Origin of the sequence: Maricaulis sp., assembly GCF_017643475.1 — a bacterium.
Classification (GTDB): domain Bacteria; phylum Pseudomonadota; class Alphaproteobacteria; order Caulobacterales; family Maricaulaceae; genus Maricaulis.
Genome location: NZ_JAEPNI010000003.1, coordinates 182954 through 203534 on the forward strand (window position 1 = coordinate 182954; position 20581 = coordinate 203534).

Below are 20581 nucleotides of genomic sequence, written 5' to 3' on the forward strand. Positions count from 1 at the left end.
TTCAGTCCTCGTCTTCGATGCAGAAGATTCCAATTTTCTTGCCGTCTACTACACCAACGGCGAGGTCGAAAGTGGATTGCGTGAAAGGTTGCCAGCCGCCACTACATCCACCCCCGATGATCTCTCCCCAGTTCGTAAAGGCACGTGCCGCGTCCGAGAAATCAGCAAAAAAGCTGTTCACCCGTGGATGGGACAACAAACGCCTCGGTAGAGCAAACGAGTTATAGGCGATCCCTTTCTTGGCCCGGTCCGCTGCCAGAAGCCTCGCTTCGTCCAGGGGGACCTCTCGCCAATGCGAATGCGTAAACTCATCCGCCAGCGGGGCGACGGCAGGCTGGAATGAATGACGCAAACGGATCAAACGCGCTCGATCAGACCCAGAAGCATAAACCTCTTCAGCGACCAGCCATGACAGCCAGTTGCGGCGACCACTGCTGGTCACCGTCAGCAGATCACTCATAAAACTCCCTCAGCGCCCACTCGTCCTCGACCCAGTCCGGTTCGAGGGTGGCGAAAACCAGGCCGATCCAGCCGAAACGCTCGTCATTGGCTTGTTCGGCCAGGGCCGCTTCGTGTTTGAGCGGGACCCAGCAGACCAGATCACCGACCTTCACCTCCTGCTTGGGCGCATAGGTCGTCTTGGACAGAACGACGAAACCGCCATCCCTTGCCGCGACGCGCAGGGTCAGCCGCAGACAGCCATCGGCTTCAACCGACATCGACTCATCCGCACCGAACTCTTCCTTGGCGTCGAGAACAATGCCGACCATGGGCTGTTCGGCGACGATGCCCTCTTCCGCATCGGCACAGGCCTGGGCAAAGGCTTCCAGGGTGGTCTCAAAGCTCTTCGGCTCGCTGGCCCCGGTCTCTTCGCCCATGGCGCTCTCCTTTATGCCGTCAATTGCTTGGCGATGATCACTCGCATGATTTCGTTTGTGCCTTCAAGGATCTGGTGGACACGCAGATCCCGCACAATGCGCTCGAGCGGGTAGTCTTTCAGATAGCCGTAACCGCCATGCAGCTGCAGGGCCTGGTTGGCAACGTCGAAACAGGTGTCCGTCGCGAAGCGCTTGGCCATGGCACAATACTGCGCCGCCATCGGGTCCTTGGCATCGAGTGCCGCAGCAGCGCGATAGAGCATCAGACGCGAGGCATCGAGCTCGGTCGCCATGTCGGCCAGCTTGAACTGGGTGACCTGGAACTGGGCCAGCTCACGACCGAATTGCTTGCGCGTGTGGACATATTCCTTGGCAGTCTCGAACGCCTCGGTCGCACCACCCAGCGAGCAGGCGCCGATATTGATGCGGCCACCATTGAGGCCATTCATCGCCAGGGTGAAGCCCATGCCCTCATCGGCCAGACGGTTGGCGACCGGAACGCGGCAGTCCTCGAACGTGACGACGCGTGTCGGCTGGGCATTCCAGCCCATTTTCTTCTCATTCGCGCCAAAGCTGAGACCGGGCGTGTCCTTCTCGACCACAACGGTGGAGACCCCCTTGGGACCATCATCACCGGTGCGGCACATCACGACGTAATAATCCGACGTGCCCGCGCCCGAGATAAACGCCTTGGAACCATTGAGCACGTAATGATCGCCATCACGCTTGGCACGGGTGCGCAGGCTCGCCGCGTCGGAACCGGCACCCGGCTCTGTCAGGCAGTAGGACGCGATCTTGTCCATCGTCATCATGCCCGGCAGGAAACGCTGGCGCTGTTCCTCATTGCCCCAGGTGTCGATCATCCAGGCGCACATATTGTGGATAGACAGGAAGGCCGCTGTCGCGACACAGCCGCGCGACAGCTCTTCAAAGATCAGCGCCGCATCCAGGCGGGTCAGGTTGGAACCGCCCACATCCTCGCGCGTGTAAATTCCGGCAAAGCCCAGCTCGGCGGCTTCGCGCATCACATCGACAGGGAAAATCTTCTCTTCATCCCAATGCGCTGCGTTCGGCTTGAGCCGGTCATCAGCAAATTTGCGCGCCATATCGCGGATCAGGGACTGGTCTTCGGTGAGAGAGAAGTGCACGGCGGCGCTCCATGATTTGCTTGCGTTGGGCGGAGAGCTATCGCGGCTTGACCCCCGGGGCAAGTTTCGTTTGTTGCAGGGTGGCAATCCGGCACAAGAACGCCGCCATCAGCCTTTGCGGGAAACAGCAATTCCGCTGCGCTGCACAATGCGCATATTCTGTTCCTGAAATCGCGGTCTCATACTGAGCGGGTTTGCCACACTATCCCCTGATCCCGTATCCAGTTACCAGAACACTGAATCACAACCGCGCCGGACATCGACATGTATCCTTCCACACGACTTCGCCGTACCCGCCAGGCTGACTGGTCCCGACGCCTGGTGCAGGAAAAGACGCTGACGGTGAATGATCTCATCTGGTCGGTGGTCGTCTCCGATACGGCTGATCCGGTCGAGCCCGTGGCCGCCATGCCAGGTGTGGAAAGACTGTCCCTGAAAGCACTGGCAACCGCAGCGAAGGATGCGGAGATGCTCGGCATCCCGGCCATCGCCCTCTTCCCGCATATCGATCCGTCCAAGAAGGATGACGAGGGCAGCGAAGCATTGAACCCGGACGGCCTCATCCCCCAGGCGATCAAGACCATCAAGGATGCCGCGCCCAATATCGGCGTCATCTGTGATGTGGCGCTCGACCCGTTCACCACGCATGGCCATGACGGATTGCTGGACGGGGACTATGTCGCCAATGACGCGACGGTGGAAATGCTCGTCGGTCAGGCGCTGCTGCAGGCTGAAGCCGGCTGTGACGTCGTCGCTCCGTCCGACATGATGGATGGCCGCATCGGCGTCATCCGCGAGGCGCTGGAAAGCCACGGCCATCACAACACGATGATCCTCTCCTATGCGGCCAAATACGCGTCGGGCTTCTACGGCCCCTATCGCGAGGCGATCGGCTCGGCAGCCGCGCTCAAGGGTGACAAGAAAACCTATCAGATGGATCCGGCCAATGCGGCCGAAGCCCTGCGCGAGGTTGAACTCGACATTGACGAGGGTGCCGACATGGTCATGGTCAAACCCGGCCTGCCCTATCTGGACATCGTGCACGCCCTAACCGAAAACTTCGCCGTCCCGGTCTATGCCTTCCAGGTCTCCGGCGAATACGCCATGATCCAGGCCGCCGCCCAGAATGGCTGGATCGACGGTGAACGCGTCATGCTGGAAAGCCTGATGAGCTTCAAACGCGCCGGTGCCAGCGGGATTATCACATATTTTGCGCCAAGAGCGGCGCGGGCGCTGGGGGCTTAAGAGACTTATCCTCCCCACCGGGGAGGTGACGGCGTAGCCGTCGGAGGGGCCGGAGGACGGAGTCCGGAGGACAGCTCGCTGCGCTCGCCCCCTTCGCCTTCACTTCGTTTCGGCACTTCCCCATGGGGGAAGATAGGACCGTCTTGCCCTCGTCCGCCATCCATGCGACATCGGCCCTTCAACGGAGATTTTATGACTCTTGAGTCCTGACGTGCCCGCCGTTCTGGCGGGCTTCACGAGAACTGAATAACGTGCCCGCCTTGTGAGCGCAGTGTTTTCTCATGTCAGGAACAAGACATTGAATACGAATTTGAAATCTGAAATTTCCCTGCGTCCGGCCACTCTCGATGATGTCGATGCGCTGACCGCCCTGTCCTACAAGACCATTCGCCAGAAACACCCCGAAGTGATCGGGTCGGATGCGGTCGAGGACTACATCGCCTCCGGTGCGGTGCCCAAATACTATACCGAGCGCAACGCGTTTCTCTGGGTGGCAGAGCGGGGCGAAGAACCGGTCGGCGCTGTGGCCATCAAGGACAATGAAATCCACCTGATGATGGTCACCGTAGACCATCACCGCAAAGGCATTGGCGAAGCCCTGCTGGAGCATGGCGAGCGTCTGCTCTACGACACGTTCGGGACCATCGAGCTGGAGAGTTTTCGGGATAATGCCCAGGCGGTGAATTTCTACCGCAAACACGGCTGGCAAGCGGTCTCGGAATATCCGATGCCGGAGGTCGGCATTCCCATGGTTCGGATGGGGAAGCAGCGTATCAGTCGCTGATCTTCATCGCAGGCAATGACCATTTGAAAACGATCGCGCAGCCGCGAAGGACGAGTGCCAGAGCGGCTGCGCCCAGCGTCACCCATTCCACCGGCAGGCCCAGCGACAGGCCGGCCACATAGGCACCGGCGCCGGCCAGCGCTGCGAGGGCATAGATGTCCTCTTTCAGCACCAGCGGCACATCATTGACGATGATATCGCGAATAAGTCCGCCAAAGGCCGCGCTCATCACGCCGGTCAGAAGCGCGATTGACCAGTGGGCACCGGCGGCCAGACCAGCCCGGGCACCGATTACGCAAAAGACGGACAGCCCCACCGCATCCGCCCAGTTCAGCACGATCCGCCGCGAGGCCAGGGATTGCGCCCAAGGCGAGGTGAAATAACCCAGCAAGGCGCCCACGAGTGCGACGCCCAGATAGCTTGGTTCGGCAATCCAGTAGACCGGCAGCGAGCCCAGGAGGATGTCGCGCAGCGTGCCTCCACCCATGCCGGTGACCGCGCCGACAATCGCCGCTCCGAACGGGTCCAGGGACTTGCGCGCGGCCAGCATGCCGCCGGAATAGGCAAAAAACCCGATCCCGGCATAGTCCAGGATAGCAAAGAGGAGATCGATGCTCATCATTGAGTGGTCTTGGTGTTCGCCAACTTGCGCCGCGCGACCTCAAACGCCATGAAATCCACCAGGTCGCGTGACCGCCAGGCCACCAGCATGAGATATCCGACCACGACACCCCAACCGGTCATCAGACCTATGAAAAACGGTTCATCTCCGAATCCGAGATCTTCCATGAGCGTTGGGGAAACTTCATTAATGGCAACAATAGCACCGACGGGGATCGTGATCAGCAACAGTGCCGTCGTCCGAAAGACCCGCTCCACTCGCTCTGCGTTCAAACGCGCATACTCCAGCAGGAAGTCGACCTGCCCATCGCTCAGCCCGCCCAACAGGCCGAGCCCGACTTTCCAATGCTTCGATCGCGTCAATATCGTGAGCTGGTCGTTGGAGGCTTGCATCCACGTCCGCTTCCTCGTTCCGGCAAAGAAGATCAGTTTCCAGGTCACGAAAAGCTTCACCAGACGCACCCAAACACCCATCGCAACCTTGTCAGTTTCGATATAGCGACCGTATTCGCCCTTGCCCGCGGGATCACTCACCGGGCTTCTCCAGGCGGGCGATCAGGCTGGACGTATCCCAGCGATTGCCGCCCATCTCCTGAACATCGCCATAGAATTGATCCACCTGCGCGGTGACCGGCAGCCTGGCGCCATTTCGACGAGCTTCTTCAAGTGTGATGCGAAGATCCTTGCGCATCCAGTCAATGGCAAAGCCATAATCGAATTTGCCCGCGACCATCGTCTCCCAGCGATTTTCCATCTGCCAGGACTGGGCCGCGCCCTTGGAGATCGCGCCGATCACCAATTCCGGATCAAGGCCCGCGCGCTTGGCAAAGTGCAGACCTTCCGACAGCCCCTGGACGACACCGGCGATACAGATCTGGTTGACCATCTTGGCCAATTGCCCCGATCCCGCCGGACCGATCAGCGACATCGCCTTGGCGTAGGCATCCATGACCGGTTCGGCGCGGGCGAAGGTATCCGGCTCGCCGCCGCACATGATGGTCAGCTGACCGTTCTCGGCGCCGGCCTGACCACCGGAGACCGGCGCATCGATGAAACCGATTCCGGCATCGCGCGCATCCATGTCCAGTTCGCGGGCAAGTTCTGCGGATGCTGTTGTGTGATCAATCAGGATGGCGCCGGGCTTCATCGCCGGAATGGCCTGCTCGGCAATCGCGAGCACATCGGGATCGTCGCCCAGGCACATCATGACGAGGTCCGCATCCGCAACAGCAGCCTCGACAGTGTCCGCGGCCTGACCGCCATGTTCCTCCGCCCAGGCCAGTGACTTTGCACCCGTGCGGTTCCAAACGGTGACGTCATGTCCTGCTGCCTTGAGGTGGCCGGCCATGGGATACCCCATCACGCCGAGCCCAAGGAAAGTACAGCTTGCCATCTTGCCCTCCCATCGCTTTCACTCACTTGCTAGTGTGTGCCGCAAGGGGGGGCAAGACATCATGACGAATTCGATTGTGCGCTTTGCAGCCTGGGCTGCCGGCATCATCCTAGCACTGCTGGCATTGCTGGCCTTCAGTTTTGTGATTCGTCTGTACGCGTCCCTGCCTCAAACCTCTGGCCGCCTAGAGCTGGCCGGATTGCGCGCCGAGGCCCAGATCGTCCGTGACGAACATGCGGTGCCGCATATCTTCGCGAGCAATTCCCATGATGCGTATTACGCCCTTGGCGTCGCCCACGCGCAGGACCGCCTCTGGCAGATGGAAATCACCCGCCGCGCACTGCGCGGTCGCCTCTCGGAGTTTCTCGGGGAAGCCGGGCTGGAGAGCGATATCTGGTTTCGCACCATGGGGCTGGGCGAAGCCGCGGACACGGCCGTAGCCAATCTTCCGCCGGATGTTCAAGGCGCGCTGCAGGCTTACTCTGATGGCGTCAACGCCGTTATCTCAGCGCCCGGTTTTGTCGCCCCGCCGGAATACCAGATCCTGATGTTCGAGCCGGAAGCCTGGACGCCCGGCGACACGGTGACCGTCTACAAGGCCATCGCGCTGGACCTGTTCGGCAATGCCTTCTCAGAGCCCCGATTGAACGCCTTGATCGAGCAGCTCGGCGAAGAGCAGGCGCGCCAGTTCATGGGCCGCTACCCGGATGAAACCCCGCGCTCCCTGTCCATGGCCGATCTCGGTCTGGAAGATACTCCGGACGCGCAATACGATGAGGCCATCCCCACGCTTGGCCCGAATGAGGAAGCCCGTGACGGCTCCAATAACTGGGTCGTGTCCGGGCGTTTGACCGAAAGCGGCCATCCGATTTTGGCCAATGACCCGCATCTGGGCCTGCGCGCACCGGCGATCTGGTATCTGACCCGGCTGACGACGCCGGAAGGCTCAACGGTCGGGGTCACCCTGCCCGGCACGCCTTTTGTAACGCTGGGCCGCAATGATCACATGGCCTGGGGGTTCACCAATACCGCGCCCGATGTCGGTGACCTGCACGCCGTGACCGAAGACGCCGTGATCGACAGCCGCGAGGAAATCATCCAGGTTCGCTTCAGCGACGCTGTCACCATCACCCGCCGCACCACCGCAACCGGCCCGGTGCTGGATCCGGAACATTTCGATTATCCCGTTCCGGAGGGCGCAGACTTCCTTGCCCTGCAATGGATGCTTGATGAACCCGATGATACGACCGCCGGTGTCGGCATGCGCATTCTCAGCGGCGAAAACTGGGATGATTTTGTCAATGCGCTGCGCGGCTTCATCGCGCCCCAGCAAAGCATGGTTTTTGCGGCGGTGGACGGCGATATCGGCCTTTACGCCCCGGCTCGCATCCCGGTCCGCGACGAGTCCGGCGCCTGGGTCGACATCATCCCGTTCGAGGAACTGCCGCACACGCGCAATCCCGAGCGCGGCTTCATCGCGACGGCCAACAACAAGATCATCCCTGACGGTTATCCGCACTACCTGACCAGCGATTGGTATGGCGTCAGCCGCATCACCCGGATTTACGAGGGGCTGGAAACCAGCGAGCGCCATACCCTCTCGAGCATGGCCGAACTGCAATACGACACAGTCTCGACGGTCGCGCGCAATCTCCTGCCTGTTCTGCTCACCGCGACACCGCAATCACCGGAGGGCCAGCGCGCCATCGCGCTGCTTGCCGAGTGGGATGCGGACATGGCGATCGATATCCCCCAGCCGCTGATCTTCTCGGCCTGGATGCAGCATCTTGGCCCGGCAATCTACAATGATGAGCTGGGCGACCAGGCGGATCGCTGGGTCGGCTACCGGCAGCAATTCATGGAAGATGTACTGCTGGGTGATGCAGCGCACTGGTGTGCAGATGTCGAGACAGGCGAAGGCGCGTGCGATGACCTGCTGGGGCCGACCCTGGATGCGGCCATGGCCGAGCTGGTGCAGGAGATGGGCGGCGATATCGCGGCCTGGCAATGGGGCGATGTGCACTATGCGCGCCATGCCCATGCGCCCTTCTCTGACATCCCGCTGCTGGCCGGTCTCTTCACGATCGAGACCCCTATCCCCGGTGACGGTTCAACGGTGAATGTCGCGCATCACAGCTGGCGGCGCGGCGATTATGCCGTGGTCCATGCAGCATCCTACCGGGCGCTTTATGATCTGGGTGACCTCGACAGCTCGCTCTACATGATCACGACCGGGCAATCAGGGCATTTCCTCTCAGAGCATTATGATGATCTGGCCCCGCAATGGGGACGTGGCGACTACATCCAGATCCGCACCGACTGGACCCCGGCATCCGCGCCGGAGGGCAGCGAAACGCTGAGGCTTTACCCGGCCACGCCGTAATTGCCACGAAAGAATTCCAGGGCCGGAACATCACGCGGGGTTGTCATCTCGATGACCTCGCCCACCAGGATGTCGTGGTCACCGCCCGCATAGACCGCATAGGGTTTGCACAGGAAGGTCGCGACGGCGTCATGGACGAGTGGGGCCTTGTCACCATCCCAACGGATCTCGCAGGCATTGAAGTCTGCATCCTGGGCACAGGAATGGGCCAGGTGGGACTGGTCGTGTGCGAGGATGGAAATGCCGTAATACGGCGCAGCTTCGAAAATCGAGCAGCGTTCGGAGTTCTTTTCGATCGACCAGAGCACCAGCGGCGGATCAAGCGAAACCGAAGCAAAGGAATTGATCGTCATGCCCAGCGCCTCGCCATCCACGAACGCACCGACAATGGCTACGCCCGTTGGATAGCGCCCGAGCGCATTGCGGAAATCCCGGCTGTTAATCACGAATTTGCCCTCAATGCGGGTTCGGAAACCTGACCTTAACTGTGATCCAATATTGAGGAGTCAGAAAAATATACAAGGTGGGTAGTCATGGCGGGCACAGATCAGCCAATTATCATCAAGAAAGTCGTCAAGGGCGGCGGGGGCGGACACCATGGTGGCGCCTGGAAAGTGGCCTATGCCGACTTCGTGACCGCGATGATGGCCTTCTTCCTGCTGATGTGGCTCATCAACACCACCACGCCGGAACAAAAGCGCGGTATCGCTGACTATTTTGCGCCTGCCTCGGTTTCGCCGGCGAACTCCGGTTCCGGTGCTCCGCTTCAAGGTACGTCCCCGGGTGATGATGGCGTACAGGGGTCCGGTGATAGTTCCCAGCGCCAGCGTCTCGCCCCGACCGCCCCGCAGCGCAATGACCGCCGCCAGCAACAAACCCCCGAGGCATCTCCGGCAGAGGACGGCGAACCAGCCGTTGCCATGGATGCTGTGATGGAGGCGCAGGAGCGCCGCGCCGAAGCTCAGCTCTACAGCGCCTCCCAGTCGCTGCGCCAGGCGATGCAGGAAATGCCGGAGCTTGCCGAGCTCTCCAATCACGTTCTCATGGACATCACGCCGGAAGGCCTGCGCATTCAGCTGATCGACCAGGAAGGTCGCCCGATGTTCGATCCGGGGTCTGTCGAGCCGAATGATCGCGCCGTGGCCCTCTTGCGTGCCGTCGCCCGTATCGCAGACCGCCTGCCCAACCGGGTCGCCATCGCCGGCCACACTGACAGCGGACCAACCTCGGCGGTTGGCTATTCCAACTGGGATCTCTCTTCCGACCGCGCCAATGCCGCCCGCGCCGTTCTGCAGAGCGAAGGCATCACGGATGACCGCATCTATGAAGTGCGTGGCAAAGCGGGCTCCGAACCGCTTTATCCGGACGACCCGTTCATGCCGGGCAATCGTCGGATTTCGATTACGCTGCTACGTGAAGCGCCGGTCCTGCCAAACGGACACCGCCTCTAACGCCGCGATAATTCAGCGCAATACGATTTCGGACTTCAATTTGGACAGGCAAGCGTGTTAGCGTTTTGCCTTGTCCAATCTGGAATCGAGCTCTCCTTAATTCATGCAAGAACTGGCGTCTGTAGATTTCTGGCAGATGTGGGTCGTCCTCGCGGGCGTCATCACGGCGGTTGTCTTTTATTGCTGGGACAGGTTTGCCATCGAAGTGGTCTCCGCCTCGATTGTTGTCTCGCTCATGGCGTTTTTCCATTTCTTCCCGCTCGAGACTGGAAACCCGACAGCGACACAACTGCTTGCAGGTTTCGCCAATCCGGCGCTGATCACGATCCTCGCCCTGTTGATTGTCGGCCAGGGCATATTCCAGACCGGCGCCATGGATGGGCCGACGCGCTTCCTTCTCAATTCCTATGAAATCCATCCCAGGTCGACGCTGCTGGCGATGTTCGGCTTCGTCTTTGCGGTCAGCGCCTTCATCAACAACACGCCCGTCGTGGTGATGTTTGTTCCAATCCTGGTCGCCATCGCCAAGCGAATGGAACAAAGCCCGTCCAAGCTGATGATTCCGCTGAGCTATGTGTGCATTCTGGCGGGCATGACGACACTGATCGGTTCCTCGACCAATCTCCTGGTCGCCGACAGCCTGTTCATGACCACCGGCCAGACGCTAGGTTTCTTCGCCCCCTCCGGTATCGGCGCTTTCCTGGCGGCTGTAGGCCTTATCTACATCCTGACCATCCTGCCGCGGCTGCTGCCCGATCGTGCAGGCATGGAGGAAAGCCTGCACGGCGCTGACGGCCGCCAATACATCGCCCAGCTGGAAATCACCCCCGGACACCCGCTCGACGGCAAACAGCCGGTCGCCGGCATGTTCCCGGATCTGCCGGACATGACCGTTCGCATGATCCAGCGCGGCGAACACGCCATCCTGCCCCCCTTCTTCGAGCTTACCTTGAAGCCGGGTGACCTGGTGATCGTCGCCGCGACACGCCAGAAACTTCAGGACCTGCTTTCCAAGAATGCCGACATGGTCAAAGGCCTGATTGAAACCTCTTCGGACGGCGAGGACGACGCTCCGGGTGATCAGCTGGGGCTGACCGAAGCGGTTGTCGCGCCGGGCTCACGCCTGATTGGCCGTACAATCGAACAGATCGGTTTCAGGCATAATACCGGTAGTGTCGTGCTGGGCATTCAACGCCGCAGCCGCATGATCCGTTCGCGCATGGGCGAAATTCGCTTGGAAGCCGGTGACACGCTCTTGCTGTTCGGATCCGGCCGGGCCATGCGCCGCTTGCGGGCCGACCGCGACCTCCTGTTGCTGGAATGGTCAAAATCCTCCATCGCGGATCCACGCAAAACCCTGTCAGCGCGCATCATATTCGGCTCGGTGGTCTTTCTGGCTGCGACTGGCATCGCACCCATTGTATTGGCGAGCTTCCTGGGCGCCGTCGCCATGTTGGCGACAGGCTGTCTCAACACGCGTCAAGCAGCGCGTGCGGTGGACATGCGCATCTATCTTCTCATCGGCTCAGCCTTCGCCTTGGGCAGTGCCCTGCAGGTCACCGGAGGCGCCAATCTTCTGGCGAGCGGCGTTGTCGCGGCGTTTTCACCGTTTGGACCCGTCGTCCTGCTGTCCGCGCTCTTCATTTTCGTTGCCGCGCTGACCAATGTGCTCTCCAACAGTGCCACGGCCATCCTGTTTACGCCGATCGCGGTCGGCGCTGCCGAACAGCTGGGCCAGGACCCAACCCTGTTCGCCCTCACCGTGCTCTTCGCCGCGAACACCTGTTTCGCGACACCAATCGGATACCAGACCAATCTCCTGGTCATGGGGCCTGGTCACTACACATTCGGAGACTACCTCAAGGCAGGCACACCGCTGGTGATTGTCATCTGGCTGGCCTTCACCGGATATCTGGCCCTGCGTTACGCAGCGGGCTGGATGTAAGGATGAGCCTTTGTGTTATAGTGCCCTGACAAGCCAGCAGTAACAGGTTTCCGGTGACCCACCCGTTCGCGACGCGACAAATCCCCTTCTTCCTCACGGCGTCCACGCCCTGCCCCTATCTTCCGGGCAAGATGGAACGGAAGGTGTTTACGCGGATCGAGCCCGGTGAGGGTCCGGCCCTTAATGACAACCTGACCCATGCCGGTTTTCGCCGCAGCCAGTCAGTACTCTACCGACCCGCCTGCGAGGCCTGTGACGCCTGCAAATCCGTTCGCATCGATACCAATACGTTCGAGTGGTCCCGCAAGTGGCGCAAACTGATCAAAAAGAACCGCGACCTCACACTTTGCACCGATAACAATGTCGCCACTGCAGAACAATATGAGCTGATGACCCGCTATCTCGCCTCGCGACACCATGATGGCGACATGGTCGGGATGAGTTTCGGCGAGTTCGTCATGATGATCGAAGAAGGCGCCCAGCGCACGCATGTGGCCGAATATCGTGATCCAGCAGGCCAGCTGATCGCCTGCGCCCTCACGGATGTCCTCAAAGACGGCATCTCGCTGATCTACAGCTTTTTCGATCCGGATCTGGCCCGGCGGAGCCTGGGCAGCTATGTGATCCTGGATGCGATTCGCCAGGCGGCTGCTCTTGGGCTGCCGCATGTGTATCTGGGTTACTGGGTCTCGGGCAGCCGGAAGATGGAATACAAGGCAAAATTCCAACCTCTGCAGGTTTTGACGCCTGCAGGCTGGACGGGCTTCGATACGCTCGATATCGATGAGGACACAGATTTCAACGGGTAACCTGCCCGACCGCCAGTCCTCGGGGGAGAGAGTTCATGGACAGACGTACATTCCTCAGCGGAGCCGCCATTGCCGGCGCCTCCATCGCTTCGGCTTGCGGCGATACCAGCCAGCAGGGTTCTGACGTCGCCTCTCCGGCGATCAATCGCGGCGTGAAACGCCTGCGCATGGTCACGACCTGGCCGGCCAACTTCCCGGGACTGGGCACGGCGGCCAACAATGTCGCGGCCTACGCCAATGCCGCCTCAGGCGGCACGCTGGACATTCGTGTCTACGCGGCAGGCGAGATTGTCAGTGCGTTCGAGGCCTTTGATGCGGTCTCCGAGGGCACGGCAGACATGTATCACGGCGCGGAGTACTACTGGCAGGGTAAGTCGCCGGCCTTCAACTTCTTCACCGCTGTACCGCTGGGCATGACAGCCACCGAGATCATGGGCTGGGTGGAGTTCGGTGGCGGCCAGGCGCTCTGGGACGAGCTGTCCGGCCAGTTCAATATCAAGCCGTTCCAGGCCGGTAATTCCGGCCACCAGATGGGCGGCTGGTTCAAACGCGAGATCAATTCGCTGGAAGACTTCCGCGGCCTGCGCATGCGTATTCCGGGCCTGGGCGGCAATGTCCTGCGCGAACTGGGCGGTGCAGCTGTCACGCTCTCCGGCGGCGAGATCTATCCGGCGCTCCAGTCCGGCGCCATCGACGCGACCGAGTGGGTGGGCCCTTGGAATGACCTGGCCTTCGGCTTCTATCGGGAAGCGCCCTTCTATTATGGCCCGGGTTTCCACGAGCCGGGCTCCTGTCTCGGTGTCGGCATGAATCTGGGTGTCTGGAATGACCTCGACGAGGATCACAAGGCGATCATCCAGGCGGCCTGCCGTGCGGCCAACAATGTCTCGCTGGCCGAGTTCACCTATCAGAATGCCCAGGCGCTCGACGTGCTGCTCAACGAGCATGGTGTCCAGCTGCGCTCCTTCACCGACGAGATGTGGAGCCGGATCGGTGAGATTTCCGAACAGGTCGTCTCCGACACCGGTAATGCCGATGCCATGACGCGCCGCGTCTATGACAGCTATCTCACCGCGCGCAACCAGATGCAGAACTGGGGCCGGATCTCGGAAATGCCGTACATGGCGCATCGCGACCGCATTCTGCGCGGCTAGATCATGCGGCAGGGCGACGGATTTCTTCTCGTTCTGGTCCTGGTCGGGATCGGACTGAGTATTGTGGACGGGATGACCGGTGGCAGTGTTGCCAGCTGGTTCCAGGCCAATCTCCCCAGCATCGCGCAGGCGATGGGCGGATCGCTGGCCCTGGCAGCACGCTATCTCTGGCCCGTCCTCACCATCCCCCTGATCATGGCCGTTCTCGGCCGTTTCATTGCCTTGCCGAGCGCCTGGCACGCCTTCCAGCGCAGCCTCATCGGTTTCATCGAAAACGTCACCGGCGCCTTTGGCGGTGCTGCGCGCTGGTTTGCGCTCGGCCTGGTGGTCGTCACCGCCACGATCGTCATCCAGCGTTACGTCTTCGGCTTTGCCTCCACCAAGCTGCAGGAAAGCGTCATCTACATGCACGCCCTGCTCTTCCTGCTCGCCTCGGCCTCCACCCTGCTCGCGGACGGGCATGTGCGCGTGGACATCTTCTATTCCAAGGCCAGCGAACGCGGCAAAGCCTGGATCGACCTGCTGGGCGTCTATCTCACCCTGATCCCGATGAGCGCGCTCATCCTGTGGGCGTCGACCGGCTATATGAATTCCACCTGGCGTATTCTTGAACGCTCGCGTGAGAGTGACGGTCTGCCCTATGTCTTTCTGCTCAAGACCGCTATCCCGCTGTTTGCCGTTCTGATGATCCTGCAGGGTATCGCCATGGCAGCGCGCTCGGGCCTCAAACTAGCCGGCCAGGAAACGCCACCGCGCCCGAAAAATCTCGGTGAGGGAGAAGTCTGATGTCGACCCTCATTGAAATCCTGCCCTTCCTGATGTTCGCAGCGGCTTTCGCCGCCCTGCTGCGCGGTTATCCGGTCGCCTTCACCCTGGCCGGTGTCGCCCTGCTTTTTGCCCTCATTGGCATGGCGCTGGACGTGTTCGACCCGATCCACTTCCGCGCCTTCCCGCAGCGTATCTACGGCAATCTGATGGAGATGGACCGCCAGATCCTGGTCGCGGTTCCTCTTTTTGTCTTCATGGGGGTGATGCTGGAGAAATCCAAGGTCGCCGAGGAATTGCTCGAGGCCATGGGCGCGCTTTTCGGCACCATGCGCGGCGGGCTGGGCATCTCGGTCGTGGTCGTGGGCGCCCTGCTGGCTGCCTCCACCGGCATTGTTGGTGCAACGGTTGTGACCATGGGCTTGTTGTCCCTGCCGACCATGCTCAAGCGCGGTTATTCACCGGAACTCGCAGCCGGTTCAATCGCCGCTTCCGGCACTCTCGGACAGATCATTCCGCCCTCCATCGTGCTGGTTCTTCTGGGTGACCAGATCTCCAACGCCTACCAGGAAGCCCAGCGCGCCCAGGGCATTTTCTCACCGGATATTGTCTCGGTCGGAGACCTGTTTGCCGGCGCCCTCATCCCGGGCCTGCTGCTGGTGGGCCTCTATATCGGCTATCAGGTCTTTATTGCCATCACGCGACCGAACAGCGCCCCGGCCGCTCCGGCGGCGGAAGGCGGTACGGACTGGGGCAAGATCCTGCACGCGCTGCTGCCACCCCTGGGCCTGATCTTTGCCGTTCTGGGCTCCATTCTCGCCGGTCTGGCAACACCGACCGAAGCCGCCGGGATCGGCGCGGTCGGCGCGACTTTCCTCGCGGGCGCCCGCAATGCCGGCTCTGACAATAATCCGCGCCTGGGACAGCTGGTTTCTTTTGTAGGGTTGGCTGCCCTCGTGGGACTTTTCCTACTCGTGGTCTTCGCCAATCTGGGTCAGGACCGCCGTCTCTTCGTGGCCGATCTCGGGGCCATGGGCAGCCTGTTCGCCTGGGTCCTTGTCGGTCTGACCGTGCTGGGTGCCGCACTCTCGCTCTGGCGTCTGAAAAAGTCCGGCGTGCTCGACGAGGTGATGAGTTCCACCGCAAATATCTCGGCCATGGTCTTTGTCATCCTGATCGGGGCCTCGCTCTTCTCGCTGATCTTCCGCGAGCTGGGCGGCGATGAAGTGGTGCAGCACGCGCTTGAAGCCGTTCCCGGCGGCAAGTGGGGCGCGCTGGCCATCGTCATGCTGGTCATGTTCATCTTGGGCTTCTTCCTCGACTTTATCGAGATCACTTTCGTGGTCGTGCCGATCGTGGCGCCGATCCTGTTGATGATGGGCATTGATCCGGTCTGGCTGGGCGTGCTGATGGCAATGAACCTGCAGACCAGCTTCCTGACGCCGCCCTTCGGGTTTGCGCTTTTCTATCTCAGGGGCGTTGCACCACCGGAAGTCACCACCGCTGCCATCTATCGCGGCGCCATCCCCTTCGTGATCATCCAGCTGATCGGCATCCTCGCCGTCGCCCTGGTCCCGTGGCTGGCGACCGGTCTGCCGGAATGGCTGTATGGCTAGGAGCTTCCGCTGATGACCCCGCAACGCAAACTCGAGCTTGAACGGGGATTTGTAGCCGTGCTCGCCATCGTGATCTCGGCGATCTTCTTCTGGATGATCCGGGATTACCTGGCGGCGCTTTTCCTGGCCGCAGTGCTGACCATCTTCCTGCAGAAACCGCAGGACTGGCTCGCCGACAAGCTGGGCGGGCGCCAGGGCATTTCCGCCGGTCTTCTGGTCACCGGCTCCGTGCTCGCCTTTGTCATCCCGACCGCGATCATCATGGGTGTCGTTGCGGAGCAGGCCATCGAGGTCACCGGCCTCGTTACCCCATGGGTGCAGGAACAAGTGGCTGCGATCCGAGAGGAAGGCCTGGATGGTCTGCCGGAGTGGTTGCCCTTCCGCGAGGAACTGATCCGCTATCAGGCCACCGTGGCTGCCCAGCTGGGCAGCCTGGCGGGAACCGTGGGCAATATCCTCGTCTCCAGCTTGCGCGCCGGCACCGGCGGAGTGCTAATCGCGACGCTGAATTTCTTCATCCTGATCTATGCCCTGTTCTTCTTCCTGCTGACCGGCCGCGAGACCGGGCGCAAGGCCATCACGCTTATCCCGATGACCAAGGCGGATCGCGACCTGCTGGCCGAACGTGCGCTCTCCACCATTCGCGCCACGGTCAAGGGCTCCTTCCTGATTGCGCTGGTCCAGGGCGGCCTGACCGGACTGGGCCTGTTTGTCGCCGGCGTGCCGGGGGCGATTTTCTGGGGGGCCATTGCCGCCCTTCTCTCCATCATCCCGATGGTCGGTCCGCCGCTGATCTGGGTACCCTCGGCGATCTGGCTGTTTGCCACGGGCAATGTTGTGCCGGCGATAGGCCTCTCGATCTGGGGCGGGGTCGTGGTCTCGACTTCCGACAACATCCTGCGCCCCATCCTGGTGGGCAAGGATGCCAAGATGTCGGACCTGATGGTGTTGTTATCCACACTTGGCGGTCTCACCCTTTTCGGCGCTGTGGGGATAATCCTGGGCCCGGTCATCGCCGCCCTCTTCTCCTCCGTCTGGTTCATCTTCCGCGAGGCCTTTGAGGGACTGCTTGAGGAAGAGGAGGGCGAGGAAGATGAGGAGTTCGAAGCGGAACTAGCCGAAGCCTCCGATCCGCCCGACGAGCCCACGCCGGGCCTCTAGGTCTCAGACCAGTAACTCATTTCCGGCCAGCACGCTGTCGAACGCTTCTTTCGGCAACAGGCGAAAACTGGTGTCCGTCATCTCGCTTTCCAGTATCCGGTCACAGCGAAATGTCCGCGGCGCATCACGCAGGCCATCCATCGCGATGACATACCAGACAGGGTATTTGAGCAGCAGGTAATGCGGTTCGATCTCGCGTTTCGAGACAGCCCCGTCCTCACGCCGATAACGGATCGCGAGACGCTGCTGGTCGATAAATCCCTGGTGAACATGCCGCACAACCGTCTCCGGCGGTGAGGAGAAGCCGGACTGCACCTGGGTCGACGCGGTCACACCAATCAGGATGCGCGATTTCAGTCGCTCGATCCGGTGACGCTTCTCCGGCGAAAAGGATGCGATCAGCTGGCGTTTCACCGTGCCGAGATTGGCCAGGAAAAGCGGTGAGTTCATCCTCTCGGCGACCTCGATACTGATCAGCAGGTCCACCGCTTCGTGATAGGCCAGGTTCAGGCGCCCGACTCCCCAGTTCCGATCCAGGCGCACGCCGCCGCCGCGGCCTCTGTCTGCATCGATAGGCAGGCCCTGTTCGCGCATCAAATCCAGGTCACGCGCAATCGTCCGCTCGCTGACACCGTGCTGCGCGGCAAGTTCCTTCACCGTGCACAGGCATTCCTGTTTCAGCTGGGCGGCCAGCAATTCCAGACGGCGCAGTCGCTTGCTCACAGACAGGCTCCAACAAACAAATATGCCATTTTATGTCACATATTAGCCTAGGGCACCAGAAGCGCTCACCGACGCGCTGGAAACGACAGGAAACCTCCCATGGACATGAATTATTTTGTTGTCGGCACCAATGATCTGGACGCGGCAAAAACCTTCTATGACGCGATGTTTGACAGCGGGACGCCGCCGCTGGTTATGACAACCGATCGCATGGTCTACTGGCAGCACAAAAGCTTTGCCTTCGCCATCGCCATTCCCTTCGACAAACAACCGGCCACCAACGGCAATGGCACAATGGTGGGCCTGAAACTGGGTTCTGCGGACGAGGTGCGCCGCCTTCACAAACTGGCCCAGGAACTGGGCGGGCGCTGCGACGGTGAACCCGGACCGCGAGGCCCGTTTTTCTCGGCCTATGTGCGGGATCTGGATAACAACAAGATTTGCCTGTTCGAATAGATCACAGAACCTTTCTTCCCCTTTTCAAGGGGAAGTGGGCCGGTGCGAAACAACGGGTCGAAGGGGTTTTGGGCCGCGAACGGGCAATACCGACCGCGCTCACGCCCCCTCCGACGGATTCGCCGCCACCTCTCCCCAAGCGCGGAGGAAAACCGTTATTTCAACAATAACTTGCACTTATCGATTTACACGCGCACTATGGATCATCCGTTCCGTATTGGAGGATGGATGTCCCAGGAAAAACCGTACAACACCCCGCCTCGCGCCTATCGCGACGAGGTGTTCATCAATTCGCCCGATGCCCGCCCGTTGCGCATCCTGGCGGAGTATCTCGAACCCAAACAGCGTTTCGCCAAACACGATATCCAGGACACGATCCTGTTTTTCGGGTCTGCGCGTTTTGTGGCCGAGGATGAGGCGCAGACTGCCCTCGAGTCGGCGAGACAATCCGGCGAGGGTCTGGAAGACGCCGAACGCAAGCTGCGCCAGTCGAAATACTATGAAGCTACGCGTGAGCTCGCGCACAAGCTGACCAGCTGGTCCAACAGCCTGGAAGACAAGAGCGGACGCCGTTTTGTCGTGTGTACGGGGGCTGGCCCCGGCATCATGGAAGCTGCCAACCGCGGTGCATCCGAGGCCCGTGGCGAGACCATCGGCCTGGGCATCTCCCTGCCCTTCGAGGAAGGCAATAATCCCTGGGTCAGTGCGCAGCTGAACTTCGAATTCCACTATTTCTTCACGCGGAAATTCTGGTTCCTCTATCCGGCCAAGGCGCTGGTATTGATGCCCGGCGGGTTCGGCACGATGGACGAGCTGTTTGAAACGCTCACCCTGTTACAGACCAAGAAAATGAGCAAACGCCTTCCGGTCGTGCTTTTTGGCACAGAATACTGGGACAAGGTGTTCAACCTGGATGCCATGGTCGAGTTCGGCACCATCAATGCCGAGGACAAGGATCTGCTTTATCGTACGGATGATGTCGACGAGGCGTTCAAATACATCACCGAACAACTCACTGAATGGGCTCTGCCACACCCGGGCAGTCAGCTTTAACGCTGTGGCACGCTCGGATGGGATCGCTTACCACCGGCGTGCTCCACCAGCATCTCGATGCGTTTCTCGATCGGTGGGTGCGTGGCAAACACGCCCATGAAACCGGCCTTCGGGTTTTCAATAAAGAGCTCCCTCACCTCGCTTGGCGCTTTTTCGATCTCGGCCTGGCCGGAGATTTTCTGAAGCGCCGAGATCATGGCGTCCGGGTTCTTGGTCAGTGCCACTGCCCCCGCATCCGCCATGTATTCCCGTCTGCGCGAGAGGGAAAAACGGATCAGGATCGCCAGAATCCAGGCCAGGGCGATCATGGCGAAGGCCGCCAGGATCAGCACGCCGCCACCGCGTCGCCCTCCGCGCATGCCACCATGAAGCAATCCGCGAAACGCGATCTCTGCCGCAAAGGAAATGATGCCGACAAAGATGATGGCGATGACCATCATGCGCACATCAGCGTGGCGGATATGGCTGAGTTCATGCGCCAGCACGGCCTCCAGCTCGGCCCGGTCGAGCCGGTTCATCAGGCCGCGGGTTACGGTGACGGTATACTGGTCCTCGCGGATACCGGACGCATAGGCATTCATCGCCTCGGTCTCGATAATGGCCAGGCGTGGCATGATCATGCCGCGTGAAACGCACAGGTTTTCAAGCAGATTGTAGAGTTCTTTCTCGTCCTCGCGCCGGACAGTCCGCGCGCCCGTCGAGGCGTCGATCATACGTTGGTGAAAGAACCAGGCGATGATGAACCAGATACCAGCAATGCCCAGGGAAACAAGCCCGATCACCGGCAACTGCTCAAAGGCACCGGCCATCGCCGCGCCGGTTACATCACCCTTGACCGCATCATAGCCATCACCGGCGATGCCCATCCACACCAGTGTGATGGCAAAGCCGATCAGGACAAGCAGCACCGGGAATCCGGCCAGCAGGATCAACGAGCGCAGGTTATTGTTCCAGATATGTGTGCGAAGTCCGGCTGCCCCGAACACCATCGCACCC

Annotated in this window: 21 protein-coding genes; 12 read left to right on the forward strand and 9 right to left on the reverse strand. The window is 60.9% G+C overall.

The window, feature by feature from the left end; all coding sequences use genetic code 11:
- Position 1: 1 nt before the first annotated feature.
- From JJ889_RS12350 to JJ889_RS12360, 3 genes are read right to left on the reverse strand one after another with little or no spacing between them, the layout of a single operon-like run.
- Positions 2-460, reverse strand: a complete 459-nt coding sequence (locus tag JJ889_RS12350) for a hypothetical protein (protein WP_291895536.1) — start codon at positions 458-460, stop codon at positions 2-4.
- Positions 453-878, reverse strand: a complete 426-nt coding sequence (locus tag JJ889_RS12355; RefSeq protein ID WP_291895537.1) for a hypothetical protein — start codon at positions 876-878, stop codon at positions 453-455. Before JJ889_RS12355 ends, JJ889_RS12350 begins: the two co-directional genes overlap by 8 nt.
- Positions 879-889: 11 nt before the next feature.
- On the reverse strand, positions 890-2026 hold the full coding sequence (locus JJ889_RS12360; RefSeq protein ID WP_291895538.1) for an isobutyryl-CoA dehydrogenase: 1137 nt from the start codon (positions 2024-2026) through the stop codon (positions 890-892).
- A gap of 264 nt (positions 2027-2290) precedes the next feature.
- Here JJ889_RS12360 and hemB point away from each other — a divergent pair, with 264 nt between their 5' ends.
- Both hemB and JJ889_RS12370 read left to right on the forward strand, forming a co-directional pair.
- The gene (gene hemB / locus JJ889_RS12365) at positions 2291-3271 is read left to right on the forward strand and encodes a porphobilinogen synthase (RefSeq protein ID WP_291895539.1); all 981 of its coding nucleotides are present in this window, start codon (positions 2291-2293) and stop codon (positions 3269-3271) included.
- Positions 3272-3581: 310 nt separating this feature from the next.
- Positions 3582-4055: a GNAT family N-acetyltransferase gene (locus tag JJ889_RS12370; protein ID WP_291895541.1), complete on the forward strand. Its 474-nt coding sequence runs from the start codon at positions 3582-3584 to the stop codon at positions 4053-4055.
- On the opposite strand, the gene JJ889_RS12375 is transcribed toward JJ889_RS12370, so the two are convergent.
- The 3 genes from JJ889_RS12375 to JJ889_RS12385 are packed head-to-tail and all read right to left on the reverse strand — an operon-like array spanning position 4045 to position 6069.
- Positions 4045-4674 (reverse strand): trimeric intracellular cation channel family protein, encoded by a 630-nt coding sequence (locus JJ889_RS12375; protein WP_291895543.1) that lies wholly within the window; start codon positions 4672-4674, stop codon positions 4045-4047. The two genes, JJ889_RS12370 and JJ889_RS12375, sit on opposite strands and share 11 nt — an antisense overlap.
- Entirely contained in the window at positions 4674-5210 is a 537-nt protein-coding gene (locus JJ889_RS12380; protein WP_291895545.1) for a hypothetical protein, read from the reverse strand. The genes JJ889_RS12375 and JJ889_RS12380 overlap by 1 nt, the downstream gene beginning before the upstream one ends.
- A complete protein-coding gene (locus JJ889_RS12385; protein ID WP_291895546.1) occupies positions 5203-6069 on the reverse strand; it encodes an NAD(P)-dependent oxidoreductase in 867 nt (288 codons plus the stop codon). The genes JJ889_RS12380 and JJ889_RS12385 overlap by 8 nt, the downstream gene beginning before the upstream one ends.
- 61 nt (positions 6070-6130) lie before the next feature.
- Between JJ889_RS12385 and JJ889_RS12390 the strand changes: the two genes are divergently transcribed.
- Positions 6131-8452 (forward strand): penicillin acylase family protein, encoded by a 2322-nt coding sequence (locus JJ889_RS12390; RefSeq protein WP_291895547.1) that lies wholly within the window; start codon positions 6131-6133, stop codon positions 8450-8452.
- On the opposite strand, the gene JJ889_RS12395 is transcribed toward JJ889_RS12390, so the two are convergent.
- Positions 8434-8898: a flavin reductase family protein gene (locus JJ889_RS12395; RefSeq protein ID WP_291895549.1), complete on the reverse strand. Its 465-nt coding sequence runs from the start codon at positions 8896-8898 to the stop codon at positions 8434-8436. The two genes, JJ889_RS12390 and JJ889_RS12395, sit on opposite strands and share 19 nt — an antisense overlap.
- Positions 8899-8985: 87 nt before the next feature.
- On the opposite strand from JJ889_RS12395, the gene JJ889_RS12400 reads away from it, so the two are divergent.
- The 7 genes from JJ889_RS12400 (at position 8986) to JJ889_RS12430 (ending at position 17353) form a co-directional block, all read left to right on the forward strand.
- A complete protein-coding gene (locus JJ889_RS12400; protein ID WP_291895551.1) occupies positions 8986-9903 on the forward strand; it encodes a flagellar motor protein MotB in 918 nt (305 codons plus the stop codon).
- Positions 9904-10006: 103 nt separating this feature from the next.
- Complete coding sequence (locus JJ889_RS12405) at positions 10007-11848, forward strand: SLC13 family permease (protein ID WP_291895552.1); 1842 nt, start codon at positions 10007-10009, stop codon at positions 11846-11848.
- A gap of 53 nt (positions 11849-11901) precedes the next feature.
- A complete protein-coding gene (locus JJ889_RS12410; RefSeq protein ID WP_291895553.1) occupies positions 11902-12657 on the forward strand; it encodes an arginyltransferase in 756 nt (251 codons plus the stop codon).
- Positions 12658-12692: 35 nt separating this feature from the next.
- Entirely contained in the window at positions 12693-13811 is a 1119-nt protein-coding gene (locus JJ889_RS12415) for a TRAP transporter substrate-binding protein (RefSeq protein ID WP_291895554.1), read from the forward strand.
- A gap of 3 nt (positions 13812-13814) precedes the next feature.
- Entirely contained in the window at positions 13815-14597 is a 783-nt protein-coding gene (locus JJ889_RS12420; RefSeq protein ID WP_291895555.1) for a TRAP transporter small permease subunit, read from the forward strand.
- Positions 14597-16192 (forward strand): TRAP transporter large permease subunit, encoded by a 1596-nt coding sequence (locus JJ889_RS12425; RefSeq protein WP_291895556.1) that lies wholly within the window; start codon positions 14597-14599, stop codon positions 16190-16192. Before JJ889_RS12420 ends, JJ889_RS12425 begins: the two co-directional genes overlap by 1 nt.
- 12 nt (positions 16193-16204) lie before the next feature.
- The gene (locus JJ889_RS12430) at positions 16205-17353 is read left to right on the forward strand and encodes an AI-2E family transporter (protein ID WP_291895557.1); all 1149 of its coding nucleotides are present in this window, start codon (positions 16205-16207) and stop codon (positions 17351-17353) included.
- 3 nt (positions 17354-17356) lie between these two features.
- Here JJ889_RS12430 and JJ889_RS12435 read toward each other — a convergent pair whose 3' ends face one another.
- A complete protein-coding gene (locus JJ889_RS12435) occupies positions 17357-18076 on the reverse strand; it encodes a WYL domain-containing protein (RefSeq protein WP_291895559.1) in 720 nt (239 codons plus the stop codon).
- Positions 18077-18175: 99 nt separating this feature from the next.
- Between JJ889_RS12435 and JJ889_RS12440 the strand changes: the two genes are divergently transcribed.
- Entirely contained in the window at positions 18176-18532 is a 357-nt protein-coding gene (locus JJ889_RS12440) for a VOC family protein (protein ID WP_291895561.1), read from the forward strand.
- A 228-nt stretch (positions 18533-18760) separates the two neighbouring features.
- Entirely contained in the window at positions 18761-19585 is an 825-nt protein-coding gene (locus tag JJ889_RS12445) for an LOG family protein (protein WP_291895562.1), read from the forward strand.
- Here the strand turns inward: JJ889_RS12445 and JJ889_RS12450 are convergent.
- On the reverse strand, positions 19582-20574 hold the full coding sequence (locus tag JJ889_RS12450; protein WP_291895564.1) for a M48 family metallopeptidase: 993 nt from the start codon (positions 20572-20574) through the stop codon (positions 19582-19584). The genes JJ889_RS12445 and JJ889_RS12450 overlap by 4 nt on opposite strands.
- Positions 20575-20581: the final 7 nt, after the last annotated feature.